At 63.9% G+C, this 24,303-nt stretch carries 16 protein-coding genes (1 of these 16 running past the window's edge); 4 read left to right on the top strand and 12 right to left on the bottom strand.

The annotated features are described in order from the left end of the window. Nucleotides 1-87: 87 nt before the first annotated feature. Both ABNQ40_RS10960 and mgtA read right to left on the bottom strand, forming a co-directional pair. Nucleotides 88-453 carry a response regulator gene (locus tag ABNQ40_RS10960; RefSeq protein WP_109049763.1) on the bottom strand — a complete coding sequence of 122 codons (366 nt, stop codon included), beginning with the start codon at nt 451-453 and terminating at the stop codon, nt 88-90. A 550-nt stretch (nt 454-1,003) separates the two neighbouring features. Continuing rightward, nucleotides 1,004-3,571, bottom strand: coding sequence for a magnesium-translocating P-type ATPase (mgtA, locus tag ABNQ40_RS10955; protein ID WP_391346505.1), 2,568 nt, complete (start codon nt 3,569-3,571; stop codon nt 1,004-1,006). 524 nt (nt 3,572-4,095) lie between these two features. On the opposite strand from mgtA, the gene tnpA reads away from it, so the two are divergent. The 3 genes from tnpA (at nt 4,096) to tnpC (ending at nt 6,540) form a co-directional block, all read left to right on the top strand. Further along, nucleotides 4,096-4,488 carry an IS66-like element accessory protein TnpA gene (tnpA, locus tag ABNQ40_RS10950; protein ID WP_158285515.1) on the top strand — a complete coding sequence of 131 codons (393 nt, stop codon included), beginning with the start codon at nt 4,096-4,098 and terminating at the stop codon, nt 4,486-4,488. Then, complete coding sequence (gene tnpB, locus ABNQ40_RS10945; protein WP_109047194.1) at nt 4,485-4,832, top strand: IS66 family insertion sequence element accessory protein TnpB; 348 nt, start codon at nt 4,485-4,487, stop codon at nt 4,830-4,832. The genes tnpA and tnpB overlap by 4 nt, the downstream gene beginning before the upstream one ends. Before the next feature lie 82 nt (nt 4,833-4,914). After that, nucleotides 4,915-6,540 carry an IS66 family transposase gene (tnpC, locus tag ABNQ40_RS10940; protein ID WP_109047195.1) on the top strand — a complete coding sequence of 542 codons (1,626 nt, stop codon included), beginning with the start codon at nt 4,915-4,917 and terminating at the stop codon, nt 6,538-6,540. 326 nt (nt 6,541-6,866) lie between these two features. Here the strand turns inward: tnpC and ABNQ40_RS10935 are convergent, their stop codons facing one another. The 10 genes from ABNQ40_RS10935 to ABNQ40_RS10890 form a co-directional block, all read right to left on the bottom strand. After that, complete coding sequence (locus ABNQ40_RS10935) at nt 6,867-7,697, bottom strand: hypothetical protein (protein WP_391346503.1); 831 nt, start codon at nt 7,695-7,697, stop codon at nt 6,867-6,869. Further along, nucleotides 7,694-9,229 carry an AAA family ATPase gene (locus tag ABNQ40_RS10930; protein WP_391346501.1) on the bottom strand — a complete coding sequence of 512 codons (1,536 nt, stop codon included), beginning with the start codon at nt 9,227-9,229 and terminating at the stop codon, nt 7,694-7,696. The genes ABNQ40_RS10935 and ABNQ40_RS10930 overlap by 4 nt, the downstream gene beginning before the upstream one ends. A 210-nt stretch (nt 9,230-9,439) precedes the next feature. Continuing rightward, on the bottom strand, nt 9,440-11,503 hold the full coding sequence (locus tag ABNQ40_RS10925) for a hypothetical protein (RefSeq protein WP_391346500.1): 2,064 nt from the start codon (nt 11,501-11,503) through the stop codon (nt 9,440-9,442). Between the two features lie 151 nt (nt 11,504-11,654). Then, on the bottom strand, nt 11,655-12,095 hold the full coding sequence (locus ABNQ40_RS10920; RefSeq protein ID WP_391346498.1) for a very short patch repair endonuclease: 441 nt from the start codon (nt 12,093-12,095) through the stop codon (nt 11,655-11,657). A 7-nt stretch (nt 12,096-12,102) separates the two neighbouring features. Further along, a complete protein-coding gene (locus ABNQ40_RS10915; RefSeq protein WP_391346496.1) occupies nt 12,103-13,095 on the bottom strand; it encodes a PD-(D/E)XK motif protein in 993 nt (330 codons plus the stop codon). Further along, entirely contained in the window at nt 13,088-15,454 is a 2,367-nt protein-coding gene (locus ABNQ40_RS10910; protein WP_391346495.1) for a Z1 domain-containing protein, read from the bottom strand. Before ABNQ40_RS10910 ends, ABNQ40_RS10915 begins: the two co-directional genes overlap by 8 nt. Beyond that, nucleotides 15,454-17,532, bottom strand: coding sequence for an ATP-binding protein (locus tag ABNQ40_RS10905; RefSeq protein ID WP_391346493.1), 2,079 nt, complete (start codon nt 17,530-17,532; stop codon nt 15,454-15,456). Before ABNQ40_RS10905 ends, ABNQ40_RS10910 begins: the two co-directional genes overlap by 1 nt. Further along, nucleotides 17,520-19,040: a DNA cytosine methyltransferase gene (locus ABNQ40_RS10900; protein ID WP_391346492.1), complete on the bottom strand. Its 1,521-nt coding sequence runs from the start codon at nt 19,038-19,040 to the stop codon at nt 17,520-17,522. Before ABNQ40_RS10900 ends, ABNQ40_RS10905 begins: the two co-directional genes overlap by 13 nt. Before the next feature lie 1,019 nt (nt 19,041-20,059). Next, on the bottom strand, nt 20,060-20,416 hold the full coding sequence (locus tag ABNQ40_RS10895) for a hypothetical protein (protein ID WP_391346490.1): 357 nt from the start codon (nt 20,414-20,416) through the stop codon (nt 20,060-20,062). A 99-nt stretch (nt 20,417-20,515) separates the two neighbouring features. Then, nucleotides 20,516-23,266 carry a MobA/MobL family protein gene (locus tag ABNQ40_RS10890; RefSeq protein ID WP_391346487.1) on the bottom strand — a complete coding sequence of 917 codons (2,751 nt, stop codon included), beginning with the start codon at nt 23,264-23,266 and terminating at the stop codon, nt 20,516-20,518. A 517-nt stretch (nt 23,267-23,783) separates the two neighbouring features. Here ABNQ40_RS10890 and ABNQ40_RS10885 point away from each other — a divergent pair. Further along, nucleotides 23,784-24,303 carry the 5' portion of a hypothetical protein gene (locus ABNQ40_RS10885; RefSeq protein WP_391346484.1) on the top strand. The gene runs 326 nt beyond the window's last position, so only the first 520 of its 846 coding nucleotides appear in the window; its start codon is at nt 23,784-23,786; the stop codon falls past the right edge of the window.

Below are 24,303 nucleotides of genomic sequence, written 5' to 3'. Positions count from 1 at the left end.
AACGATGATGGGGGACATAACCGAACCATAAGAGGCCGGCAGAGAGTCGGCGTCTTTCGCTGCAATGGGCCTTCCGCCCGGTTCCAGCTATTTCATCGCCTCGTACAGTGCATGGACGACACTGGATGAAAGTGATGGCTTACGGAGCAGGGGGCGATGACGATGGCTGCTTGGAAGATGTTCTGGTCCATATCCCGAATGGAAAACGAATGGAATGCCTCGCTTTTCCAAAGCCTCGGCAACGTCAGCGACCGGCTCTTCATCCAATCGGGCGTCCAGAAGCGCAACATCGAAGGGTTCGGCTTCAATCAGTGCAAGAGCATCCACGGTCGAAGCGGCAAGCCGAACCACACTGGCGCCTGCCTCTTGGAGCGCCGCCTCCAGAACGACGGTGACGAGGAACTCGTCCTCGACAATGAGGACACGACGGTCGTTCAGCAGCTTATGGGACATCCGCCGCTCCCTTTAATCATGTTTCACGTAGAGCATAAGCTTTTGGCCATCGATTTACAGTTGGACAAAAGCAATGGCTATGCACGCTGATGGGGAGTCCGTCTTCTCATATTGGCGGCACCAACATATGGAAGCACTACAACTGGTGGTATTTGAGATTTGAGAGGGGAAAAATAATTCATCCCCTGCAATTTTTCGTTGCCACCCCCCCCCAACGTGCCGGTTCCGAAGAGAGTTTGGTCTTTCCTTTCCAACCCAGCAACGATTGGATGGACTTGCCCGGAGAAAATGAAGGACCTCCATCCATAGCCTGAGGGACTGGGAGGTTTGGCGGGTAACGGTCAACGGCGTAAGGTGACCAAAGAGTTCAAGCGAGAAGCCGTTCGACTGATCGCGACGGGTTGTCGGACTCTCCCGACGCGGAACGTCGAGGCCCGCGTCGGCTGCAAGGTTTTCAACATCATGACCGGCCTCGGGAGGCCAGTCTCCCGCGGGGTCGCCTGAACGCCAACTTCTCAGGATGGAGTCCGCCGACGCCCCGAGTTCCGCATCACCGTCGTGGAGCGATGTAGTGGAAGAACACCCGCTTGACGATCTCCACGAGAACCAGATAGGTGACGACGGCGGCCACCAGGAACAGATAGAAGGAGGCTGGAGGAACCACAAAGCCGAAGAAGGATGCCAGCGGCGTCAGCGGCAGCAGCGCGCCGACGGCGGCAGCTCCCAGCGACAACCCGGCCAGAATTGCGTTGGGTCGGCTGAGCCAGGGGCTGCGGCGGGTGCGGATCACGAAGATGACCAGCACCTGGGTGGCAAGGCTCTCCACGAACCATCCGGTCTGGAAGAGCGCCTCATCGGCGTCGAACAGGTGAAGCAAGGCGTAGAAGGTCAGGAAATCGAACAGGGAGCTGACTGGGCCCAGCACCAGCATGAAGCGCTGGATCAGCCGCAGATCCCACTGCACCGGCAGGGCCAACGCCTCCGCCTCCACGTTGTCGAGCGGAACGCCGGCCTCCGACGCATCGTAGAGCAGGTTGTTGAGCAGCACCTGGGTCGGCAGCATCGGCAGGAAGGGCAGGAACAGCGACGCACCCGCCATGCTGAACATGTTGCCGAAATTCGAACTGCTTCCCATCAGGATGTATTTGGTGACGTTCTGCACCGTCCGGCGCCCCTCCATCACCGCCTGGTGCACCACCGACAGATCGTGGTCGAGCAGGATCAGGCCGGCTGCCTCCTTTGCAACGTCGGCGGCGCTGTCGACCGAAATGCCGACGTCGGCAGCATGGAGGGCGGAGGCGTCGTTGATCCCGTCGCCCAGGAAACCCACCACCCGGCCGGAGCGCTTGTACGCCAAAAGCACGCGTTCCTTCTGGGCCGGCGTCACCCGGCAGAACACGTTGACCTTGGGGAGGCGGGCACGCAACGCCTCTTCGCTCATCGCCCGCAGATCGTCGCCGGTGATCAGGCCGATGACGGGCAGGCCGAGTTCGGCGCAGACGTGACGCGTCACCCGCTCGTTGTCGCCGGTCAGAAGGCGCACAGCCACCCCGGCCCCGGTCAGATCGCGGATCGCCGCCATGGCACTCGCCTTGGGGGGATCGAGGAAAACCGCATAGCCGGCGAAGGCCAGTTCGCTTTCATCTCCCAGCGCGGCAGAGGTATGATCCCGTCCCATCGCCTTGGAGGCGATCGCCAGCACCCGGAACCCATCCTCTCCCAGTTTCTGGAACAGGGCATCCAGTTCTGCCCGGGCCGCCGGGTCGAGCGGCTTCTCGACGCCACCTTCGCCTTCGTAATGGGTGGACTGCCGCAGAACGTCTTCCGGCGCCCCCTTGACCACCAGCAGCCGCTCGGTGCCATCGGTAACGAGAACCGAGACGCGCCGCCGCTCGAAGTCGAAGGGCACCTCGTCGATCTTTTGCCAGCCGGTCACGTCGAGGGAGCGGAAGGCGATGATGGCTTCGTCCAGCGGGCTCTTGATGCCGCTTTCGAAATGGCTGTTCAGGTAGGCCAGCCGAAAGACGCGCTCGCTCTCCGCGCCACGGAAATCCAGGTGCCTGACCATCCGGATCGTCGCTTCCGTCAGTGTCCCGGTCTTGTCGGTGCACAGCACGTCCATGGCGCCGATGTTGTGCATGGCCGCCAGCCGTTTGACGATGACACGGCGCTCCGCCAGCCGCATCGCTCCGCGCGCCAGCGTGACGGTGACGATCATCGGCAGCAGTTCCGGCGTCAGCCCGACCGCCAGGGCCAGGGCGAACATCAGGGATTCCAGCCAGGGCCGCTGGAACAGCACATTCACCGCCAGTACGAACAACACCAGGAAGATTGTCAGGCGCAGTATGAGGAAACCGAACTGGCGGATGCCCAGTTCGAAGGCGGTGGGAGGTGGAGGCGCCTGCAGGGTGCCGCTCAACTGACCGAACGCCGTCGCGTCGCCGGTCCGGCAGACCAGGGCGGTGGCGCTGCCGCTGATGACCGAGGTCCCCATGAATATGGTGTCGAGCGCCTTCTCCGCATCTTCGGCCGGGATCGCGACGGCATCGATGCGCTTTTCCGCCGGGTAGGGCTCCCCGGTCAGCATGGCCTGGTTGACGAACAGATCGCGCGCTTCGAGGAGGCGGCAGTCGGCTGGAACCAGATCGCCGGCGGCCAGACGGACCACATCGCCTGGAACCAGTTGATCCACCGGCTCCGATACCTCCACCCCGTCCCGGCGCACCTGCACACGCACGGCGACGGTGCGGCGCAGCGCCTCCACGGCGTTCTCGGCCCGCATCTCCTGAACGAAGTCCAGGGTGACGCTGAGCACGACCATGACGATCACGATGACGAAGCTGGTGATGTTCCCGGTGGCCGCCGACAGGCCGCTGGCGAACAGCAGGATCAGCACCAGGGGATTGAGGAAGCGGGTCAGGAATTGCAGCCACAGCGGCCGGCGGCGGCGCGCCAGCGGCTGGTTGAGGCCGTATCTGCGCCGGCGGGCCTCCGCCTCGGTTCGTCCCAGCCCGGCGGGGGTCGCATCCAGGTTTTTGAGTACGACGGAGATCGGTTGTTTCCAGATCCCGTCAGCGATGGTGCCTTGGTCCAAAGCTCGTGTCCTCGGCAGTTCCATCAGTGTAGGCGCCGGCCGAGGAAAGAGAAACGACGCGAACGATATCCCGCAATTCCATGGTTGGGACTGTTGTTCACGCGGTTCCTCGGTCTGGGTCTGGGCGACCGGGTTCCGGACCGCACGACGCGACGGCGCGCGGTTGCCGGGCCTGCTCAACCCGGAAGCCTTGCGACAGCCGGGTGTGGACGGACAGCCCCTACCGCTCGAAGGCCAACGAAGCGGCCATCGCAGCGGCGGGCCGCCACAGCATGGTGCATTTCCGCAAGCCAAAGGGGCGGCCGATGGTACCCCTCCGCCGAGCGCCGCCTTGTGACCGAGCGGGGAAGCTGAATCATGGGGCCTGTCCCTATGGCTATCCCTATGGCAGTCCCTATGACTATCCAACGCGTCGAGGTGATTACGGGCCTGGAGAAGCGGCGGCAGTTCACTGATGAGGGTACCCCTCCGCCGAGCGCCGCCTTGTGACCGAGCGGGGAAGCTGAATCATGGGGCCTGTCCCTATGGCTATCCCTATGGCAGTCCCTATGACTATCCAACGCGTCGAGGTGATTACGGGTCTGGAGAAGCGGCGGCAGTTCACTGATGAGGAGAAGCTGCGGCTGGTCGAAGAAGCGTTCCAGCCCGGCGTCAAAGCGACTGAGGTTGCCCGACGCCAAGGCGTGGACGTCAGCCTGCTGTACCGCTGGCGCCGCCAGTTCTTCGGTCCGCAACCCCGGCTGCCGGCCTTCATGCCGATCACCGTCGCCACCGATGAGCCGTCGCTGGAGGACGCGCCGGAACCGACCCCAGCCTCCTGCACTCCGCCCGACGGCATCATCGAGGTTGAGTTCGCTGCGGCCCGCCTGCGGATCACCGGCCCGGCCGATCCGGCTCTGGTCGGAACGGTGATCGCCGCGTTGTCGGGACGGTCAGCATGATCCCGGTGCCGTCAGGCGTGCGGGTCTGGCTGGCCGGCGGGGTCACCGACATGCGTTGTGGAATGAACTCGCTGGCGCTGAAGGTCCAGGAAGGGCTTGGCCGGGACCCTCATGCCGGCGATCTATACGTCTTCCGTGGGCGTCGCGGCGACATGGTGAAGTGCCTGTGGCACGATGGGCTCGGCATGTCGCTGTACGCGAAGAGGCTTGAGCGAGGCCGCTTTATTTGGCCCAGTCCGGCTGACGGAGCCGTGGCCATTTCCGCGTCTCAGCTCGCGTATCTGCTCGACGCAATCGACTGGCGCAATCCCCAGCAAACCTGGAGGCCACGCTCGGCCGGATAGGCTGCGGCACAGTGAATCAGCCCGCCGTCATCCGGCAGGAAGAGCAAGGATTGATACGGGTTTCAGGGTATAATCCGGCCCTATGGACGCCTTGCCCGACGACATTGCCAGCCTGCGCGCCGCCTTGGCGCAGGCCGAGGCGCGGGCGGACGCGGCCGAAGCCGAAGCGGCGCGGGCCAAGGCGATAGCGTCGAATACCGAGGCGCTGATCGCCGGCCTGAAGCTGGAAATCGAGAAACTCCGGCGCGAACTCTATGGCACGCGCTCCGAGCGTAAGGCGCGCCTGCTGGATCAGTTGGAGTTCCAGCTCGAAGAGCTGGAAGCAACGGCCAGCGAGGACGAGTTGGCGGCCGAGCAGGCCGCTGCCAAAACCACCGCGGTGGCGGCCTTCACCCGCAAGCGGCCGTCGCGCCAGCCCTTTCCCGACCACCTGCCGCGCGAGCGCGTCGTTGTGGCGGCTCCGGTGAGCTGCCCGTGCTGCGGCTCGGACAAGCTGTGCAAGCTGGGCGAGACGATCACCGAGACGCTGGAGGTGATCCCGCGCCAATGGAAGGTGATCCAGACGGTGCGCGAGCGGTTCTCCTGCCGGGCCTGCGAGACGATCAGCCAGCCGCCGGCGCCTTTCCACACCACCCCGCGGGGCTGGGCCGGCCCCCACCTGCTGGCCACCCTCCTGTTCGAGAAGTTCGGCCAGCATCAGCCGTTGAACCGGCAGGCCGAACGCTTCGCGCGGGAGGGTGTGCCGCTCAGCCTGTCCACCCTGGCCGACCAGGTGGGCACCGCCGCCGCGGTGCTGAAGCCGCTGCACGACCTGATCGCCGCGCATGTGATGGCGGCGGATCGCCTGCATGGAGACGACACGCCGGTGCCGGTGCTGGCCAAGGGCAAGACCGACACCGGGCGGCTGTGGGTGTATGTGCGTGATGACCGGCCGTTTGCCGGCCAAGCCCCACCGGCAGCACTGTTCCACTATTCGCGAGATCGCAAGGGCGAGCATCCCGAACGGCACCTGGCCGGCTTCACGGGCTGGCTGCAGGCCGATGCGTTCGCCGGCTACAACCGGCTGTACGAACCCGACCGCAAGCCGGGGCCGATCCGCGACGTGCTGTGCTGGGCGCATGCCCGGCGGGGCTTCTTCAAGCTGGCCGACATCGCCGCGAACACCAGGCGCGGCAAGGACGCCCCGCCGCTCTCACCGCTGGCACTGGAAGCCGTGAAGCGCATCGACGCCATCTTTGATCTCGAGCGCGCCCTGAACGGCAAGCCGGCGGCCGAGCGGCTGGCGGCCCGCCAGGAGCACGGCGTCGCCCTGGTAGCCGCGCTGGAGGATTGGATGCGGACGGAGCGCGCCCGGCTCTCCCGCCATGCCCCCGTGGCCAAGGCGATGGACTACATGTTGACCCGATGGGACGGCTTCACTCGGTTCCTCGGCGACGGCAGGCTATGCCTGACGAACAACGCCGCCGAACGCGGCCTGCGTGGGATCGCTTTGGGCCGGAAAGCGTGGCTGTTCTGCGGCTCCGATCGCGGCGGGCAGCGGGCGGCGATCATGTATGGCCTGATCACCACGGCCAAGCTCAACGACGTTGACCCGCAGGTGTGGCTCGCCAACGTGCTGGCCCGCATCAACGACATCCCCCAAACCCGCCTGCACGAACTGCTGCCCTGGAACTGGAAGGCAATCCGCGAGCAGACGAAAGTGGCCTGACAGCGGCACTCACCGGATGCTTACGGCCGATGCCAGGGACGCACCAGCGCGCCAACCGCACCCGCTCGGCGGTACGATCCGCCGTCGAGCATCGAACGGCAAAGGACTGGAAACGGCAAGAAGCCCGCCGTGCGTGAGCGCGGCGGACTTCTTGTAGGTTTGGTTGCGGGGGCACGCACCCACCGAGAGTTGACGTTGCCGCCGGTGGCGGTGTAACTCCCCTACGATGTCAACGTAGCGTCCTCCTGTTGAGCTACTTGCTCATCGTTGACAAACCACTTTTGATCCAAGCAGTTACGCCGAAACAATTCGATATATATAACTGTTCAACAAAGTCCAACAACTTTATTGATATGGGTAGATACACCATCCATCTCAATAAGTTTCGAGAAAAATGCGACCTCCCAATGATTGCACCCTGCCCCATTTTTGTTTAGGCCGGCAACCAATTTCTCCCATTTTTCTTTTATCTCTTGCTCCTCAAAAGGCTGAGATGCCCACGTTGATATCTCGATGTAAAGGTTAGATATTCGGCTTGCTACGGCAGCACCAAACAAATGACGCAGCCCAAACTCTTCAAAATGCCTGCATGCTACATCATACAAATATTCGTCAGCTCCGTAATCCCTCGTGATTGAGTAGCTTGCTTCTATAATGTCTCCGATTGCGATGTCGCACCTCAACAATTTACAGGAGTCAAGGCCATCGAAATATGGATTAAGAACACTCCTGCGTGGCTTTATAAGTCTATTTCCTTTCGAGAGATTACAAGTATAGCATACATCAACCAGATTTGCTGGATGGATAGAAAAATCTGGCCAATAATCTTTAGGAAGGAAGTGATCTCGTGTTTGGACATGCCGCACAAGACAGTACGGGCAGAAAGCCTGTACCCTCTTCAGAGATGGAAGCAATATTGACGATATTTTCTTTAGAGGGCTCTCATAGCAGTGTATAAGCGCTTCCTTTTCTTCATTGCTTCTGACTGTTTCTGTCACATACTCCAACGATTTACACTTTTGCTTGTATTCATCGTATCGTATGTTAAGCTCCGGTAGAAGGCGCTCTAATATCCCTTTGCGTGGCGGCTCTTTGCCTTTAGTCGTTGTAATCAGAATATCCCAACATTGATCAAAATTCATTTCCAGGTGTTTCATTTTTCCGCCTTCGAAATAGAGCGCAGAAACAGTTGTGCGTTTAGGCTAAGTTCGTTATCAAACAATGACAATACCGCTTCAATATTGTTATTGTTCTTCTTCAGAAGTTCTTCCAACGCATCTGTATAATCTCGGTCCCCCTCAGCAGCACCGAATAGCTTTTGCGTTATCGCGCTAAGGCTTTCTCCAAAGCATTCGAGTCCAGGTGGGGATATAACAGGCACATCCCCATTTCTTGACACAACACGGATACTCCGGCTCGGAATTTGTTGCGCAACAATAGGAGAATGAGTTGATACAATGGCAAAGGCTTTGTATTCATTTAGCAAGTCATTCACCACAGAAACCAACGTTGTCATAAGCGTCGGATGAAGATGAACTTCGGGCTCATCGAACAAGATCAGCGATCTCTCGTCAATATTCGCGATGATATGAGTAACAATGTTAAGTATAATCCGTTGCCCAGCGCTCAGCCCTGCATAGATTTTGGCGCCGCTCTCTGGTTTGATAGCAATCATTGCCGCTTCCGCATTGCCAATGATGCGAGGCAAAATATCTCTGAGCTTGTTAATTCTCTCCTTACTCATTATTCCAATCGCATTTACAATTCGCGTAACTAACTCCGTTGAGCTACAAAGCGAACCATCTTCCTTGCGAATACCACAGTAGGTGTATCTTATATTTCCACTAAGTTCTCTGAGTTTAGGGAGCTCAAATTCATCAAAAGCATTAAATGAAACAGCTATAACTGAATAAAATGATGGAGGAGGACTAAGAACGCCTGCTGCCATTAGTTTTTCACGAATGCTAGCTTCAATAAGATCTTTCTTTCTGCTAACAGCATCCGAGGTAGCGTGCCCGCTCACAGCAATAGCCAACTTCGCTAGAAGTTGAGTCTTTCCTACCCCGTTAACACCGGCAAGCATAAACATTCGATAGGGAAGACCATCGTGCGATTCAAAATCAAAATCCACTTCGTGATCGGCTTGCGCTTCGCCGATCCTGACTTTGTACGTAAAATTATCTACCAGCTTGTTATCAGGGTTGAGAATGCTATTGAGCATATCTCTGGTACCAATTACGTCGCCGCGGTACCTCAACAGCGACGTCTGAAAACACTCATCATTCTGAAATTTCTCGAAAATTTCTGGATTATACGCAGCATCGCATAGTGATACCAATATTTCCTTTGCCAAGTCCACACCAAGATCTACAATATTCTTGTAATATTCTTCACTTCCAGAAATCGAGCAATAAATTTCTTTATCAAGGCAAGTGAAAGGTTCAGTTGCATCGGAAAATGTCCAAGACCCAAGCCCTTGCCCAATTTTCATAATCTTCGTCTGACCGAGATTGGTGCCAGCATCGTCCTTGTCGCGAAATAATACGACGTCACATAGCGTCCGATAGCCGTAATCATTCCAGCCATCCCTAACTATTAGAACCAATGGCCGCGGCAAAGAAGCATCTGGCTTCCGGAAGTCCCGAATATGCCGCACGTAAAAATTAAGCGCATTTTGTTGATTGCTCACTGTTATTTCCCTGTATGGCATGTTTGGGGATTGGACTACGCAGGCGCCAGAGACATGTTTCTTAGAAAGACTCAAAAATTTTCGGAATCTACCTACATTCTTTTGGTTTTTCTATCTCCTAAAAAACTCAGGGCACCTCAGCACAAATCCATTCGAGAATTTGTGCAAAATCAATACCATCGACTTCGCAAGACCCAGGAGAAAGCGTTCCTAGTCGACCTGTTCCAAGTCGGCTTCTTCCCTGGTAGCCTCGCTTGGAGTTGGCGCACTTGGATCGACGTCCGTCAGTCCAAGCTTTCGGAAGAAGATGGCGTTCCGCATCTTCGCGTCGCCCAACATCTTTGTGTAGGAGACGATCTCGACATAGGCATCGGGGTTCCTCAAGTACCCGACAAGCCCCTCTCCATCCGGGGTTGGGTGGAACGGATAGCCGTGACAGGCGTCGCGCAGGCTGTCTGTGATGTCGGCCACCACGTAGCAGTGGAAGGCCGCGTTCTTGAGCCTGGGGGAGAATACGCGCCCCTGGGCGTCGCGCAGCGAGGTTGAGCCCTGGATCTTCGTGATGTAGCCGATGAGTTGGCGTATGGGGTTCTCCGCCCCGTTGTAATCGTCGCGCCCCGGCCGCTTGAACTCGACGAGGACCACCGTGTTGCCTGCTTCCTGCTCCTGCCAAGCGAAGCAGGTGTCGTAGAAGAAGGCAATGTCGGGGCGGTCCAGAGATGAGTCGTCCGTGTAGGTCTTCAGCGCTTTGTCGGAGGCGAAGTAGGCGAAGAAGGCCAACCGGTCGTCCAGTAGCCAGAGCTGGTGGTCGGCGATCTCAAGACGGGACGAGTCCGTCCGCATCGGGACGACCAGCTTATGGATGGCCTCCTCCAGGAAGTGCGAGTCGCGGTCGTCGCGGAACCCCATGTACCTGTCGAGGATGTCGATGACAGACTTGCGGAGCAGCACGTATTCGGCCAGGACGCCCTGCTGCTGCTTCTCCACGAAGCGCTGGTACTGCTCCATCCGTGCCTTCACCTCTCCGGTGTAGGCCGGGGCGCTTCTGAGGGCCGCCGCGTCCTTATGGGCGGCGTTCGTCTTCCGAAAGCGGTCGCGGCACATCTCGACGAAGACCTGCTCCCTCGACCCGGCGCCCGGCGCCAGCTTGTCGATGAATGCCTCCATCTCGCCCTGCAGGTAGAGGAACTGCGGGTACTCCCCCATGACGCGCCGGGCGACGGCCCGCTTGCGCTCCTTCACCTCCGCCACGTAGTCGCCCAGGTACGCCATGATCGAGTCCACAAGGGCGCGGCGGATGGCACGTCCCTCGTCCGATCCGAAGGTGAAGGCCGTCCGCTCGGCGTTCACATGCGCGTCCAGATAGTCGCCGTACACACAGCCGACGTACACCTCCTCGCCGCGCAGGGACTTCAGCCCGATGGCCTCGTCGATGGGCGCGTCGTCGACGGCACGCTGGTGTGCCGACATGAACAGCCAGTTGTAGTTCTTGTGGTTCGCGTCGGGCCTGATGGACTTCGCGGCGCGCATGTGCCGCACCGTCAGGATGATCTCCTGGCCGTCTTCGGCCACGACCGTGACCGCCTGCTCGCTGGTGTCCCTGACGAGGTCGTCGAACGCCGCCCGCAGGTCTGTGACCTCGCCGCCGTCGATGACAGTGATCACCGGCGCGGCGCCGGTGGCCAGCACCTGCATGAAGTGGCCTATGATCCGCTGCCGTATGGCGGCCGCATCCACGGGACATTTGTTCCCGTAGATTGTATCGAAGCCCCTCAGACTGACGCGGGTCCCAGGGCCAGTCGCCGAAACGGACGCGCCGTCCCGCAGAGCCACCTGCTCGTCCTCCCGGAGGACAAAGTCGAACGATCGCGCACTCAGTCCGACGGCGCTTCCGTCCTCGGCTTCATAGGTACTGTCGACGCGGATGTCCCTGAAGACCTTCAGCCAGCCGAGCCGCCCGACTCCTTTCCCCCCACGTCCGATCTTGTGCTGGGAATCAGGTCGTAGAAAGGACTTGTAGTTGTCATCATTGAGGCCAATGCCGTTGTCGGTCACGACGAAGCCCGCTACGGCGGAGGAGGCCACGCCAGGATCCGCGCGCAGCACCTCAATGTCGATCCGCCCCCGCCGCCTTGCGTCCTCGCCATACCGGTCGTCGATGGCGTGCAGTCCATTGCTGACCGCCTCGAACATGGGCAACAGTGCGGCCATCGCCGACGGCTTCAGCGGCAGGCGCTTCACTCGTCCGATGAGGTCTGGGCTTAGGGTCGGCATGCGTTACTCTGTATCAATGCGGCGGCGCAAAAGGCGCTATCCCGGCCCCAGAAACAACCTGGAGGACAAGAACGGCAAGTAGCCGCATAGCACAGATTACAGGACCGACGCGATAGAGTGGCAGGAGAAATATGGTGCACAGGCGCCGAGCCTAACGGGGCGGCATCGCCTTCAGCCCTTTCACAAGTTCCGCCAAACGCTCCGGGCGTTCAGCCTCGCACTCCCATATGACGACGACATGCCACCCGGACGCCTCAATGGCGGCGCGCACCTCGTCGTCGCGTGCCTTGTTGCGGCCAAGCTTGGCCGTCCACCAATCAGTCCTGGTCTTGGGGATCCTGAAGCGGTTACAGCCCTCGTGGCAGTGCCAGAAGCACCCATGGACGAAGACGGCGACGCGCCTCCCGGGGAACACCAAGTCGGGACGGCCGGGGAGCCGCCGATCATGCAAGCGGTAGCGCATACCGGCCGCCCACGCCGCGCGGCGCACCAGCAGCTCGGGGACTGTGTCCTTCCCCTTGATGCGCGCCATCATCTCCGAGCGGGACAGCGGAGGGGGCTTGGGCTTCTTTCCTTTCCGCGTCCTCGCCATGTGCAGTTCACGATATGTAGCCAGGGTTGGCTTGACGGACGACGCCCAGCGCCTCGTCGAAGTCCAGTTCGGGCAGGTTCGCCAAGTCGATCGTGTACTTGACCGCGACCACCCCCGAGGGCGGCGCGAAGTCGTCCGGAAGCCGCGGAAAGTCGTCGTCCACGGCGTAGACGGACGCGCCACGCACGGAGAACCGCAGCAGTTCCCCGGAGTTCCGCATCTCTTCGGACCAGCCCATGGCCACCATCCTCGCCATGAACGCGTCCAACGCGGCGGCGTCCCCGCGCAACTGCTCCACGGTGGCGTCGAGCTGGGTTGCCAGTGTCTCCGCGCCGGCGGCCGACTGCTCGATCATCACGGACACGAACAGCAGCTGGCGCCCGCCGGGAACCCGCAACTGGTCCAGGCGGGAGATCTCATGCTCCGACCTGCCCTTGCGCGTGGTCTTGACCTCCAGGTGCAGGCGCTCGCCGACGAAATCGTGCCGCTCGGCGTCCGGGCCGCTCCACTGGTAGACGGCGGCGGACCCGAGGGCCGGGATCATGAGGGAACGGAGCACCAGCAACTCGCCGACCAAGCCGACCTGGACCGTCTTGTCCATGCCGGAACGCAGCGGCCGGAAGGCCGATTGCCAGTTGCGGACGGTCGCCGCGACCGCCGCCCACGGCTCCCGGCACTCGACGACGACGGCGTCGGCGACCTCCCGGCAGAACGGGGTGAAGACGGGCTCGTGCGACGGCGGCGCGGACAGCTCGATCACCTCACCCGTCTCCAGACGGCGGTGCCGGACCCTCAGTCCGTTCAGGTCAGGCGGCGGCGCACCGGCCGGGCCGCGCGTTACCGGGATCAGAAGGTGGAGGACGCCGGCTTGGTCCATCGCGATGGAGAGCGTCGTGTCCTGTCCGTCGAGGGTGACCGGCAAGGTGGCAAGCGCATCCTCGCTGACAGGCCTGCTGGCGCGGAGGTCGGCCCACTGCCCGGGGATGGGGCCGTCAACCATTGGACACCATCCCGTTCACGATCCACGTCGAGCCCTCGTCGGACGTCTGTGGGAGACTGAGGGCCAGGGCGATGACCGGGTCGGGCTGCGGGACGCCAAGGTACCCTGGGTCCAGCGGGTATACGATCAGAAGTCCCTGGGCCGGTGGCCTTGCCCCGCGCATGGCCTCGGCGTCGTAGGCCCCGCTGTCCCGGCGGTAGGCGTCGGGTCCTCCCGGCAGGTCGACGCCCTCGTGGCGCGGGTCGGTCAGGATGCCGATGCTCTCGCTGCTGATGCGCTTGCGGCGGACGAGACCGAGTTCCAGCCCTCCAAGGACGACGGGACGGCCGTCTTCCGGAGACGCGATGAAGACCGACCAGTCGATGAGCTCTCCGGCAGCGGCCCGGCCCATGATCCAGTCGGCGAGGAGGTCGCTGCGGAACGCCACGATGTCCTCGTGGATCCGGTAGGCGCGCAGGAAGTCGCATACGGTCTCGGGGGCGACGTCCCTGGCCAGGAGCCCGCCGTGGCGCCTCACCGAGGGGGTCACCCGTGAGATGAACATGTCCGCCAGCGCCCGGTTGGCCGCCAGCTTCGCCCCGTCGGTCAGCGGCAGCAGGACGGTCTGCGGGTGCCCACCCGACCAGGAGTCCTGCTGGGACAGCGCGGTACCGGACTTGTTGCGCGCCGTGAGCAGAAGCTCGCTGTGGGCCCGGAGCCGGATGGCCATCTGGTCCGGCCTGCGCCCGGCGCGCCCGAGGGCGACGATGGAGTCCCGCAACGACTGCTCGACGAGAGCGAGTTCGGAAAACCACCGGGCGATCCCGTCCGTCGTCCAGATGCGGATGAGGTCTTCGTAGCCACGGCGGAACCCGTACCAGCGGGCCATCTGCAGCAGGGTGTCGCACATCGACGCGGTGCGCAGGAAGTAGGAGACGGTCAGCCCCTCGAGGGTCAACCCGCGGGAGAGGCGGTTTCCACCGACCGCGACGATGTGCCGGCCGGGCTTTTCGTCATACTCCAGGTCCTCGCCCTTAACGCTGTTGAGCTCCAGGACGACAACTTGTCGGAGGACCGCGACCGAGGCGCGGATGACCGCTTCGTCGTCGGCCGGTGCCTCGACGTCGCCCTTCATGGCCGCCCAGGCGGGGCCGAGCACGGCCTCAAGCCGTTGCCCCTGGCGCTCGGCCTCGCGCCATAGGTCCAGTTGCTCGCGGATGGCGTTGGCGATCCGCTCCTGGTCCGCGGTTCGCTGGCTGACGTGGACCAGCATGGTGTGGGCCTTGCCCGACAGCCCGGGGCGGAGGGAACGGACGCCGCCGGCTAGGCAGAAGGAGACGAGCGCGTCGGCCAGGGAGCCCGGCAACGCCCCACCATCGGGACCGATGACGACCTCCGCCGCCTTGCGCCGGCGCGGCGCGCGCAGCGCCCGGACGTCCTCGTCGGCGACCGTCCGCAGCACGTCGCGGTTCTTGGCCGAGACGCCGAACAGCTCCTCGGTCCCAGTGTAGCCCTTCGGGCGCGGTAGCTGGATGACGAAGTCCTTTGGGAACAGATCCTCGCCCACGCAGCGGTCGACGGCGTCCGGGTTGATCAGGATGTTGGCGAACGGCGTCGCCGTGTAGGCGACGTACGCCGCCTTGGACGTCCGCGTCAGTATGGACCGGATGAGAGCGTTCGTCCTCGACGGCGCGACGTTCTCGTCGCCGTCCTCGTCGTCGCCGACCGCCAAGTCCGGCGGGCGGTTCCCCCTGGTGTTGATGGATGCTTGGTCGGCCTCGTCGTCGATGAGCAGGACGGGCATGTCGTCCAGGTAGCGCTCCGCCGATCCCAGCCAGCGGTCAAGCTTCGCCAGGACGGGGACGTTCTTCTTCACCACAGCCAGGAACGGCGCCGGGGACTGGAGGATGCGGACATCCTGCTCCTTGAAGTCCTCGGTGGGCGTCGTCAGGGCGATCCACTCCCGGCCGCGTTGTGCCGGGGGAAGGCCGCCCGCTTGGTGACCGGTGAGCTCCCTCTCCAGACGGTTCTGCGTCTGGTTTCTGAGGGAGTCGTGGATGCCGGACAGGATGATGACGATCCGGTATCCCGCGTCGACCGCGCGCGCCGCGAGCGCCGTGTAGTTCGCCGTCTTGCCGCTCTGGACGTATCCGACGACCAGCCCCCGGCACTGGAACGGCACATCCTGCCGGGGGTCCCGCAGGCTACGCAGCACCCTGAGGGACTCGGCCGCGACCGAGACCACCTGTTGCGGCTCCCATTTCGGGTCGGCGCGGAGCAGGGATTCCAGCCGCCCCCAGTGGTACCAGGACTCCGGGCTCAGGCGGTCGGTCCAGTTGGACCTCGGGGGCACCGCCCCGATGACGCGGACGGTGTCCATCAGGCGTCCCCTCCGGCCATCAGGCGGCTCTGTGCGTCCACCTCGTCCAGGCGCCCCAGGAAGGCTGCAAGGTGGGCCACAGCCAGCGGGTCGTCGCGGATCTGCTGGACCAGCGCGGAGAGGCTGGGGTTCAGGTCACTGACCTGGACGTCGAGCGTCCCGGTCATTCCCTTCGTCACCTTCCAGAAAAACTTCTCCGTCTTCACGGGCTTCACCGCAATCCGGGACGGCGGGAGAGCCGGGGTGGCGGGGGTGGCAGGGGACGTCGGCGCCGTCCCGGCCGATGGTGCCGCAGGCGCCGGGTTCGCGGGCGCAGGGGCCGTGGGCATCGGAGCCGTAGGCGTCGAGGCTGCGTCAACGGCCCCCGCCCCAGTCACGGCCGGCGCAAGACCTCCGAGCACGGATCCCGCGGCTCCGGCGGGAGCGGGCGCCGCACCCTTCCGGTACTTCCTCTGGCTGTCCCGACGCGCGACGTCGGCGACCTTCTTGATCTCCTCCTGAAGCTGCTGCGGCAGCAGGACGATCCGCTTGCTGACGTTGATCTTGAACGCGTCGTCCAGCACATGGTCGAAATCGACGACGACCCGCGCCAGCTTTGTCTTCTCGTCGGTGGTGTTCCACATCTCGTGCCAGCCGCCCCACTTGATCAGGCGGTCGTGACGGTAGATGAACAGGCCCTGCGTCTCCGTCCGCTTGCCATGCAGGCCGATCAGGTCGAGCGCGCGCCGGACGGCGTCCTGGCCCTCGGGCGCGTGGTGGCTGCTGATCTCGCCCTCTGAGGGAAGCAGGTAGGCCTGCACCAGAACCCGGCCGTCCTCGCCGCCGGTGGGGATGCGGATGGTCTTCGCGTCATAGGCCGAGGCCAGCGGATGGCCGAAGGGGTTGTTCGGCTCGACGCGCTTCCCGTTGATCAAGATGGCCACGGTCTTCCGCCCGACAGCCCGCCCCTCCAGGAAGCGGTGAAAGACCAGGGCAAGGTGCCGCTCGAGCTGCCTAACCTCGGAGGAGTAGGGGTCCAGTCCTCGCATGTTCGGCATCGTCTGCGGCGGGCGCATGTCCTTCCACAGGACGACCGTCCCGTGGCCGCCAAGGGCGGTCGCCTCCTCCTCCCAGCGTTCCAGCGGATCGGACTTGGCCACCCAGCCGTCCATGTCGTTGACGTCCCAGGTCAGATGGCACGCCGGGGCGCCCTCACTCTTGCTCACGACGGTCAGGACCTTCGCCTGGGACCACGAGGCGCCCTTGAGGCCGTAGCCGTACTTCCCCAGGCTCCGCTGGTCATAGTCGGACGCGCTGCCGACCCTCATCGCCTCCTCCAGCGTCGCCCGGTCCATGCCAACGCCGTTGTCCGCGATGCCCATCCATCGGCCGTGACCACCGTCCGGCCGTCCGAACGTGATCGAGACCTCGGTGGCGTCCGCGCTGATCGCGTTGTCCACCAGATCGGCGACAGCGTCCGGCAGGGAGTAGCCCACAGAAGCCAGGATGGACACCGTTCTGGAAGGGTTTGGGGGCAACGCGACGCCGTTCCCCCCGTTCCTGGCGGCGGCCGTCGTCATCGTGCTCTCCCTGTGCTTCGCGGTAAAAAGATCCGGGCGAGCCTCGCCCAGCAAGCGCCAGACGCGCTCGCCCTCCTCGTCATGGAGAGCGATCATCGCCGACTTCGCGAGGCGGCAGCTCTCGCCGTCGGCGAGAACGGCCCTCGTGACGGGATGGTCCGCTGGGAACACCGCCCAGGCGCCGGAGCCGGGCGCCGTTCCCGCGTCGATCTCCATGGCGAAGAGGCAGCCCGGATCAACGAAGTGGTAGAACTTGTCCTTGGGACAGTTGCCCTCCAGCCGCCAGTTCTTCTCCTGGCGCTTCAGCCACTGCCGCGCCCGCCCAACGCCTTGGTCGGTGTCGTACAGGAGGTTCATCTCGACGCGGTCGGTGTCCTTGGCGGCCGGAAAGACGCGGTCAACCACGTCCCAGTCGAAATTCACCGCCCGCTGCTTGGACCCTTCCTTCCCCTGGCGCCGGTACTCATGGAACATCCCGAGTTCGCTGTGGGTCAGGATGCGCAGGATCAGAAACCGCATTTCTCGACGCCCCTCTCGGTGGCTGGGTCCGGCCGCCTATCCAGGCTGAGCAGTTCGTGCCTGATGTCGACGGCGGGCCGGCAGCCGATCATCGACCGCATCTCCATGGCGATGGCATAGGCGACGAGCGGCGGGACGGCGTTGCCAATCTGCTTGAAGGCGGGATTCATGCTGCCGCGCAGGACGAACCCGTCCGGGAAGGATTGCAGCCGTGCCGCCTCGCGGACGGAGATCGTCCGGGCCTGCTTGTCGTCGTAGTGGATATGGCTGTACGAGTCCTTGCCCAGGTGCGCCAAAAGGGTCCGCGAGGGCCTGTCCCGATAGAGCTTCCACCACTTGTTGGGGAACTTGCCGGGGTCGTACGGCAGCGTCCACTCCCTGACGAACGCCTGCGCCTGCAAGGTGCTGGCGGCTTTGTCCTCGCCGGACTCCCAGCGACTGTCCATCAGTTGTCGGCGCTTCTCCTCTACAAAACGCCATACCTCGGGGTACTGCCAGCCTTCCTCCATCATGCGGAAGATCTTGTAGTCGCGCGGCAGGTAGCGGATCACGTGTCCCGTTGTATGGTCCGTGGTGCCGAAGTTGGGCCATTCGCGCATGAGCTTGGACCATGGAGTCGTCGGCTTAGCGGACGTGTAACCCACAGGCTCCGATGGGTCCTTGCGGCCGCGCGCGATGCGCCCGCTCTCCAGCATGTCCAGGGCGTAGATCGGGGGAAGGTCCGCGAACGCTTGGCCGGCCGTTGTGGCCCGCGGCAGGCCGTCCTCCTCCAAGGGGTCACCAATCCAGCAGTGGCTGTGCTCTGCGTCCGCGTGCATCGCGTTGATCAGCTTCCGAGCCGTCGCGCGCGTCCCCTCGTATCCGGCCGGCAGGACCGAATAGTGGGTCGGCGACGGGAAGACCACGTCCTCGTCCAAGTCCTCATGCACGCCCACCAGGAACATGCGCTCCCGCGTCTGCGGGACGCCGAACCAGGACGCATTCAGAAGGGTATACCGGACCCGGTAGCCTTCCCTGCGGAGGTGCTCGGACACCGTCTCGGCGACGTTCTTCCCGCCATGGTTCAGGATGTCCGGGACGTTCTCCATCAGGAGCGCGAGAGGCTTGGTTTCGCGGACATAGTGCAGGTACCGCTGCCAAAGGTTCACGCGGCCATCTACAAGGAAGGCGACGTCGGCGTCGTCCTCCTCCCGGCGATGGGCCTCATGACGGAGCTTTGCCCGCCCGACCCGGGCGAAGGCTTGGCAGGGCGGGCCGCCAACAAGGACGTCAACCTGCTCGTCCACAGGACCGTCGATCCCCAGGTCGCGGAAGATCGAGCTGGGATCCTCGCAGTTGATGTCGTAGGCATTGTTGTGGGCTTGGCGATTCCTCCCGCGGCTGATGGCTGCGAAGTTGGCACCATGGGACTGGGCGGCCCAAGGATCGGACTCGACGGATGCAACGAGTTCAAACCCGGCGGTGGCGAAGCCAAGCGTGATCCCGCCACACCCTGCGAACAAATCCATCAACCTTGGCGGTTCCCCGCCTCTCAACCGGGCAATCTTGCGGCGCATTGTTATTGATGCAACCATTTGCCCCATACTCTCGTGTCATTGTGCATTTGGCGCCACACTGGAAATTTGCCGAACAAAGGAAGGTTGCAACGGTTGAGACGGCACAGGTTAATGCGCCGCCCCACCAGGCGCAATGGCGACCGCGCGGAGAAAGGCGCCGCCGGGTTGCACACCCGCCTCAGGCGCCACCTTACCGCCGTCCTTCCACCCTTCCACTTCCCGGCAGAGTACCGGCGCCGGAAGAGGCTGTCACACCCCGAACTCCACATCGACCGGCGAGCCGTCTCCGGTCCACCCATCCCGTCATTACGCGGCTAATCGCTTGATGTGCAGCCGTTTGTCCGGCAATTTAGCGGATGTCCTGGAGCGCCGGACAAATCCTTTCTAATCAGCGGCTTGGTGGTTCCAGTCTCTGCGGGATCGGCGCCGAACTGGATAGGCAGAGCAAACTTCTGCTGTGATGTGTCAGGTCCAAATCACGACTGTTGAACTGACGGAACGGACGACTTTCCACCACCTGGGTCGGAACCAACCCGACGTTGAGGAGACAAGCTTTCCTGAACGCAGAGCGCATCTCCGACGCCGCGGCGAGGATCGGCAAGGCTGGTAGACTGGAACCTCAGAATCTCTCGCGCGATCAAAGGCTTGCGGATTGAACATGGATCGGCAGGCACATCGGCAGAATCCTGGACGCTGTCATGGAAACCAGCAACTGGGCCAAGGGATTAGCGAACTTGATGATCGGCAGATGTTGAACGGAGGAGCGGGACAGTTCGGCTGGACACTCCCTTCCCGCCGGAATGGCCGCCCCTTCCGCTTGGTTCTGTATGCAGCCGCGTTCGGGGCCAGCAACGTGCCCTGCCGAAAAGAAGGTGCCATGCCCGGTTGGTCGAGGCAGGGAGCCCGTATCAGGAGCCGAAGCGCGGTGGGTCCTTGGAGCGTGACCCACCGTGACGCTCGGGCGCCCCCTCCTACTGCGCAACGTCCTTGCTCACGAGGTGGACACGGATGACCGGGCGGTCGAAACCGCGGAGGAGAACCAAGCCGGCATCGAGGGCTGCGTCGAGGTCTTCCACGACGTCGAAGATGTCCTGTACGGTCAGGGAAAGCCGGTAGTCCATCGCCTCCGCTGCCTGGACGATCATGTCCAGTTTCCGGCGCTCGGCGGCGCCGCGCTGACCGCAGGCCCAGCGCTGCAGGGTTTCCTGAAGCCAGTCCACGAACTTCATGGTCGCCGCGCTCTGTTCCGCCGGAAGCACACGGATGATCGCGTCGTCTTCGATGCACGCGGCCAAGCCGGCGCCGCTCCGAACTGGGGTGGCCATCATCACGGGTCGTCCTGAGTTGCGACCGCCCGGTGTGGCGGCCCGCAGGGCAAGCCGCCACACCGGGTGGACGCAACGCCGACGCGTCCCAACCGTCACCTGTCACCGCGCATACTCGTCGCGGATCCGGGGCTTGGAAGGCCGGAGGGGCTGCAGGGCGACACCACGCTGCCGCGCAACCCTTGCGATGACCGAGTAGGCGTGCCGGTGTTCGTTCCGGCGCCTCTCCTCGCCCGCCTCGCGCGCTGCCCGTTCGGTCGCCAGCGCGGCCTTCAAGAGGTCGTCCTTGCTTATGACCTTGAGCTGCGCCTCCAAGGCCTTGACGGCCTCGGTCGCGGCGCTGGTCAACCGGATGGCGCCCGCCACTGCGTCCGATGGCCGCGACTTCTCGCCGGTCATGATCTCCAGCGACTCCCGGATTGTCGCGGGTGGCTTCACGCCGCCCATGATGGGCGCCGCTTCCGCGTCGGGCTTCACCTTGTCGGTGCGGCCAATCCGTTGGCCTTCCGGCCGCGGGTTCCTGTTCGGCGCCTCACCGCGCGCTTGAGCATCATTGCGCCGGCTGGGGAGCGCAGAGGAAAGATCTCCCGGCTCCTTGCCATGACTGATGGCATCCATCAGCCGACGCCACGCCGCCTTCGCCGGTTCGACCAGTGCGGCCTGCCGGGCAAGGAGCATCACCAATCGCCGGCCGTGGCGAACCAGAGCCTCGTAGGCGCGTTTCCATCCCTGCGCTTCCAGTTCCGCCTGCTCGCGGCTGGCGCGCTCCCGCGCAAGCTCCGCATCCCGACCTTCGATCGCCGTCGTGAGGATCGCCAGAGCCGCCGGAACCCGCTCGGCAGCGGCGCCGCGGAGGTGCACACCAAGCGCCCGCACCGGCGCGTCCAACAGGGTGGCCACCTCATCCAGTGCCCGGTCGCGGTTCGCCTGCGCAATCGCCCGCAGCCGGGCGCCGGGTTCACTGGGCAGGACCTCCGGCGTCAGACCTGCTGACCGCGCCGCGTCCTCCACGGCGTCGGCCTGTTGGCTGGCTACCTGCAACCGCTTGCGCAGCTCAAGCGCCAACTGTTCGTCGGCAGCGTCGGTGTCGATCATCCGGCGCACGAGGCGGAGTGCCTCTTCGGCACGGTGACGCGCTTGCCGGTCTTCGTCGGCTTGCCGGGCAGCAGCCGCTCCCGTGACGGTCGCAGACTCGGCGCTGCGCTTCGCCTCGGCCAGTTGCTGCCGCAGTGAAGCCCCTTCCGCGCGCAGGGCACCACAGTCCGCTTCCATTGCCTGGCGCTTCTCCTGCTCCAGCGCCAGGGCGGCCTTCGTACGTGCCAAGTCCACGGTGAGTTCCTCAGCACGCGTCTCCGCCGACGCACGCGCTTGCTGCTCACGCGTCAGCGCGCCGCGCGATCTCTCGTACGCGGTCGCCATGGCGCCGCGGGCGACGGTGACGATGCCATCGGCCAGAGAGGCCGCGGCATCCGGCTGCGCCTGCCCGGTCGCCGCAGCGATGGTCGCGACGCTCCGCGAGGCAGCATCGAGTTCTTCCCGCAGCCGCGCCGCCTCCGCCGTCGGCTCCGGCATCGTCACCGTCCTGTCGCTTGCCTCAGGAACGGCGGTCCCGACGGAGCCCGGTTCGGGCGCGCGCGCTTTCCGTTCCGCGTCGCGGGCCTCCAGGTAGTCGAGCACCATCGCGTGTATTCCGCTCCACAAGGCGCGGTCATGCCAGTCAACGACCACACCGGAAGGAGCTTCGACCCTCACCATCCCACCCGTTTCCCGGCTGAAGCGAACCCCTTGCGCTTCCAGCTCTTCGATCCGGACAACGGCACGAGCCAGACGCGCCGATTTTTTGTCGGGCGCTGCGCGTCTGGACTTTTCGAGTTCCGCCACAATGGCATTGAATTCATGAGGCATGACGTCCACTCCTCCAAAATCCAGAGCGCGCCCCTCGACGACCGGGTGATAGGCCGGACCGAGCGGCACCTGGGAAAGCGGTTCAGGGGTTGGCCCAGCGGCGCCGAGGTCCTGCTGTTGACGGTGGCGATGCCACTTCGACCGCTGAGATACGCGATGGGTCGCCCCGGTTTCGGCCAAGACCTCGTTGCACAGCTGCTCCCACAGCTTGCGGCTTCCGATCAGAAAGGCCTTCCGCGACAGGTCGCGGTCCTTCGGGCCGAGGGCGCCGTCGACGAGCGGGCGCGTCGTCGCCAGAACGTGGGCGTGCGGCTGGTAGACGACGAGGCGCCCGTCGGGCAACTCCAGGGCGTGGGGGCCGTCCACTGGTGGAGTGCTGGGGACACTGGCCACCGAGATCACCGGCCACGCGAGATCGACCGTGTTCGCCAGCCTCTCGGCGGCGGCCGGCACCCTGGGGTCCAGGGGGCGCCCGTACAGGTGGACCGCAATGTCGGCGATCAGGCTGCGTGCCACGAGGTGCTCATCGACGAAGCGCTCGACCGACTGGATCGACGTCGCGATGGGGACCTCCCGGCTGAGCGACAGCGTGTATTGCAGCGCCAGCGTCGCGTCACGGCGCCGTTCGCTGAGTTCCACCCTGGTCCACAAGGTCTGCCGGTCGGCGCACCAAGCGGGCGCGCCCGCGGGCACGCGGATGTCGGTGTGGTGGACACCGGACTTGGCCGTGAAGTCCACGACCGCCGACACAGGGTCCTGCCCCTTCGCCGCCCACACCTCCCGCAGGTCGGCGCCGATGGTCAGACCGACCCCAGCCTGGTAAGCGGCCGCCGCGATGACGGTGCGGAACCGGCCACCGGACTGATAAGCCGCCGACGCTCCGGCCTTCGCGCCGGCGCCACGGGAGAGCATGCCCTGTTCGATGCGAAAGTATCCCAAGTCCGCCACGGCATCGGCACCTCCCCGCCGTCGTCGTCGATCCGGCAACCGGCCCCGGCCGGCCCCGGAGGCGTTGCGGCCCGCCGCAACGCCTAACTGCACACTTCTTCGCTCGAGGATGCCCGTGGCGAGGGCCGGAGGTCCGACGCCCGGGCAGCCTGGTTCGGAAGGAAGCGTATGGAGGGTTCCGCCCCGCCGCATCGGGCGCCGGGCAATTTTCTGCACCGCCTGGGTGAAATGGTCGACCTGAGCGGCCCGCAGGCGGAGGGGTGGGCTCGAAGTGGATTTCGGCGGTAACGCCGGTATCAGGTGCCGCTACTTGGTATCGCTACCGCGGTATCACCTCACCATCGACCGGCCTGGACCGGAACCGTCAAGATTCCGTCGCCGCAGCCCTTTCCTGGCATCGCAACTCATCCAGATACTCAGCCGGCCGACGGCACGGCCGCCGAAACCATAGTCCCCGCAGAGGTTCTGGATGTCCTGCTCCCAGCCCACCCATCCCCTGATCACGCACGAGTCCGTCTTGGAAGCAGTCAGCAAGATCGTGTCGAAGGACAGCGCCTATCCGTCATACCGGCGCATCCGCGCCGAGATTGGCGGAGGTTCCCTGCGTGACGTATCGCGCTTCATCCATGACATCAGGAAGACCGCCCCTCACCTCTTCGTCATTCAGAAGGGCGCGGTCAGCGCGTCGCGCGATGCGTTCGCAGGAGGGCCGGTTGACGTCCAGTCCTGCGCCGCGGCCGAGCAGATGCGGTGCGCCATCGACGGCGCCTTGACGGCCTTCATCGCGTCGATCGACACCATGCGGCAGGAGGAGAGGCGCCTCGCCGCGGAGCAGCACACCACCGCGCTGACAGCCCTGCAGAGCGAAAGCGCGGCTTGCCGGAGAGAACTGCACGCCCTGACGGCCGAGATCGCTGAACAGGAGCAGGGCTATGAGGATCTGGCGCAGGAACACGACCGGATCATGGAAGACCGCAACCAGCTGGCGGTGACGGTCGCCCAGCAGGGCGCGGCGCTGACCCGGATGTCCGCGGAGA

This window comes from Azospirillum sp. A23 (genome assembly GCF_042938965.1).
Taxonomy (GTDB): domain Bacteria; phylum Pseudomonadota; class Alphaproteobacteria; order Azospirillales; family Azospirillaceae; genus Azospirillum; species Azospirillum melinis.
This window is presented reverse-complemented; position numbering and strand designations above follow the sequence as displayed.

What these genes read in the sequence shown, in the direction of transcription:
- tnpC (WP_109047195.1), top strand. Translation starts at nt 4,915, where the DNA reads ATGGACGCCTTGCCCGACGACATTGCCAGCCTGCGCGCCGCCTTGGCG.
- ABNQ40_RS10925 (WP_391346500.1), bottom strand. Translation starts at nt 11,503, where the DNA reads ATGCCGACCCTAAGCCCAGACCTCATCGGACGAGTGAAGCGCCTGCCG.
- tnpB (WP_109047194.1), top strand. Translation starts at nt 4,485, where the DNA reads ATGATCCCGGTGCCGTCAGGCGTGCGGGTCTGGCTGGCCGGCGGGGTC.
- ABNQ40_RS10910 (WP_391346495.1), bottom strand. Translation starts at nt 15,454, where the DNA reads ATGGACACCGTCCGCGTCATCGGGGCGGTGCCCCCGAGGTCCAACTGG.
- ABNQ40_RS10915 (WP_391346496.1), bottom strand. Translation starts at nt 13,095, where the DNA reads ATGGTTGACGGCCCCATCCCCGGGCAGTGGGCCGACCTCCGCGCCAGC.
- mgtA (WP_391346505.1), bottom strand. Translation starts at nt 3,571, where the DNA reads ATGGAACTGCCGAGGACACGAGCTTTGGACCAAGGCACCATCGCTGAC.
- ABNQ40_RS10920 (WP_391346498.1), bottom strand. Translation starts at nt 12,095, where the DNA reads ATGGCGAGGACGCGGAAAGGAAAGAAGCCCAAGCCCCCTCCGCTGTCC.
- ABNQ40_RS10935 (WP_391346503.1), bottom strand. Translation starts at nt 7,697, where the DNA reads ATGAAACACCTGGAAATGAATTTTGATCAATGTTGGGATATTCTGATT.
- ABNQ40_RS10960 (WP_109049763.1), bottom strand. Translation starts at nt 453, where the DNA reads ATGTCCCATAAGCTGCTGAACGACCGTCGTGTCCTCATTGTCGAGGAC.
- tnpA (WP_158285515.1), top strand. Translation starts at nt 4,096, where the DNA reads ATGACTATCCAACGCGTCGAGGTGATTACGGGTCTGGAGAAGCGGCGG.
- ABNQ40_RS10900 (WP_391346492.1), bottom strand. Translation starts at nt 19,040, where the DNA reads ATGGATTTGTTCGCAGGGTGTGGCGGGATCACGCTTGGCTTCGCCACC.
- ABNQ40_RS10895 (WP_391346490.1), bottom strand. Translation starts at nt 20,416, where the DNA reads ATGATGGCCACCCCAGTTCGGAGCGGCGCCGGCTTGGCCGCGTGCATC.
- ABNQ40_RS10905 (WP_391346493.1), bottom strand. Translation starts at nt 17,532, where the DNA reads ATGCGGTTTCTGATCCTGCGCATCCTGACCCACAGCGAACTCGGGATG.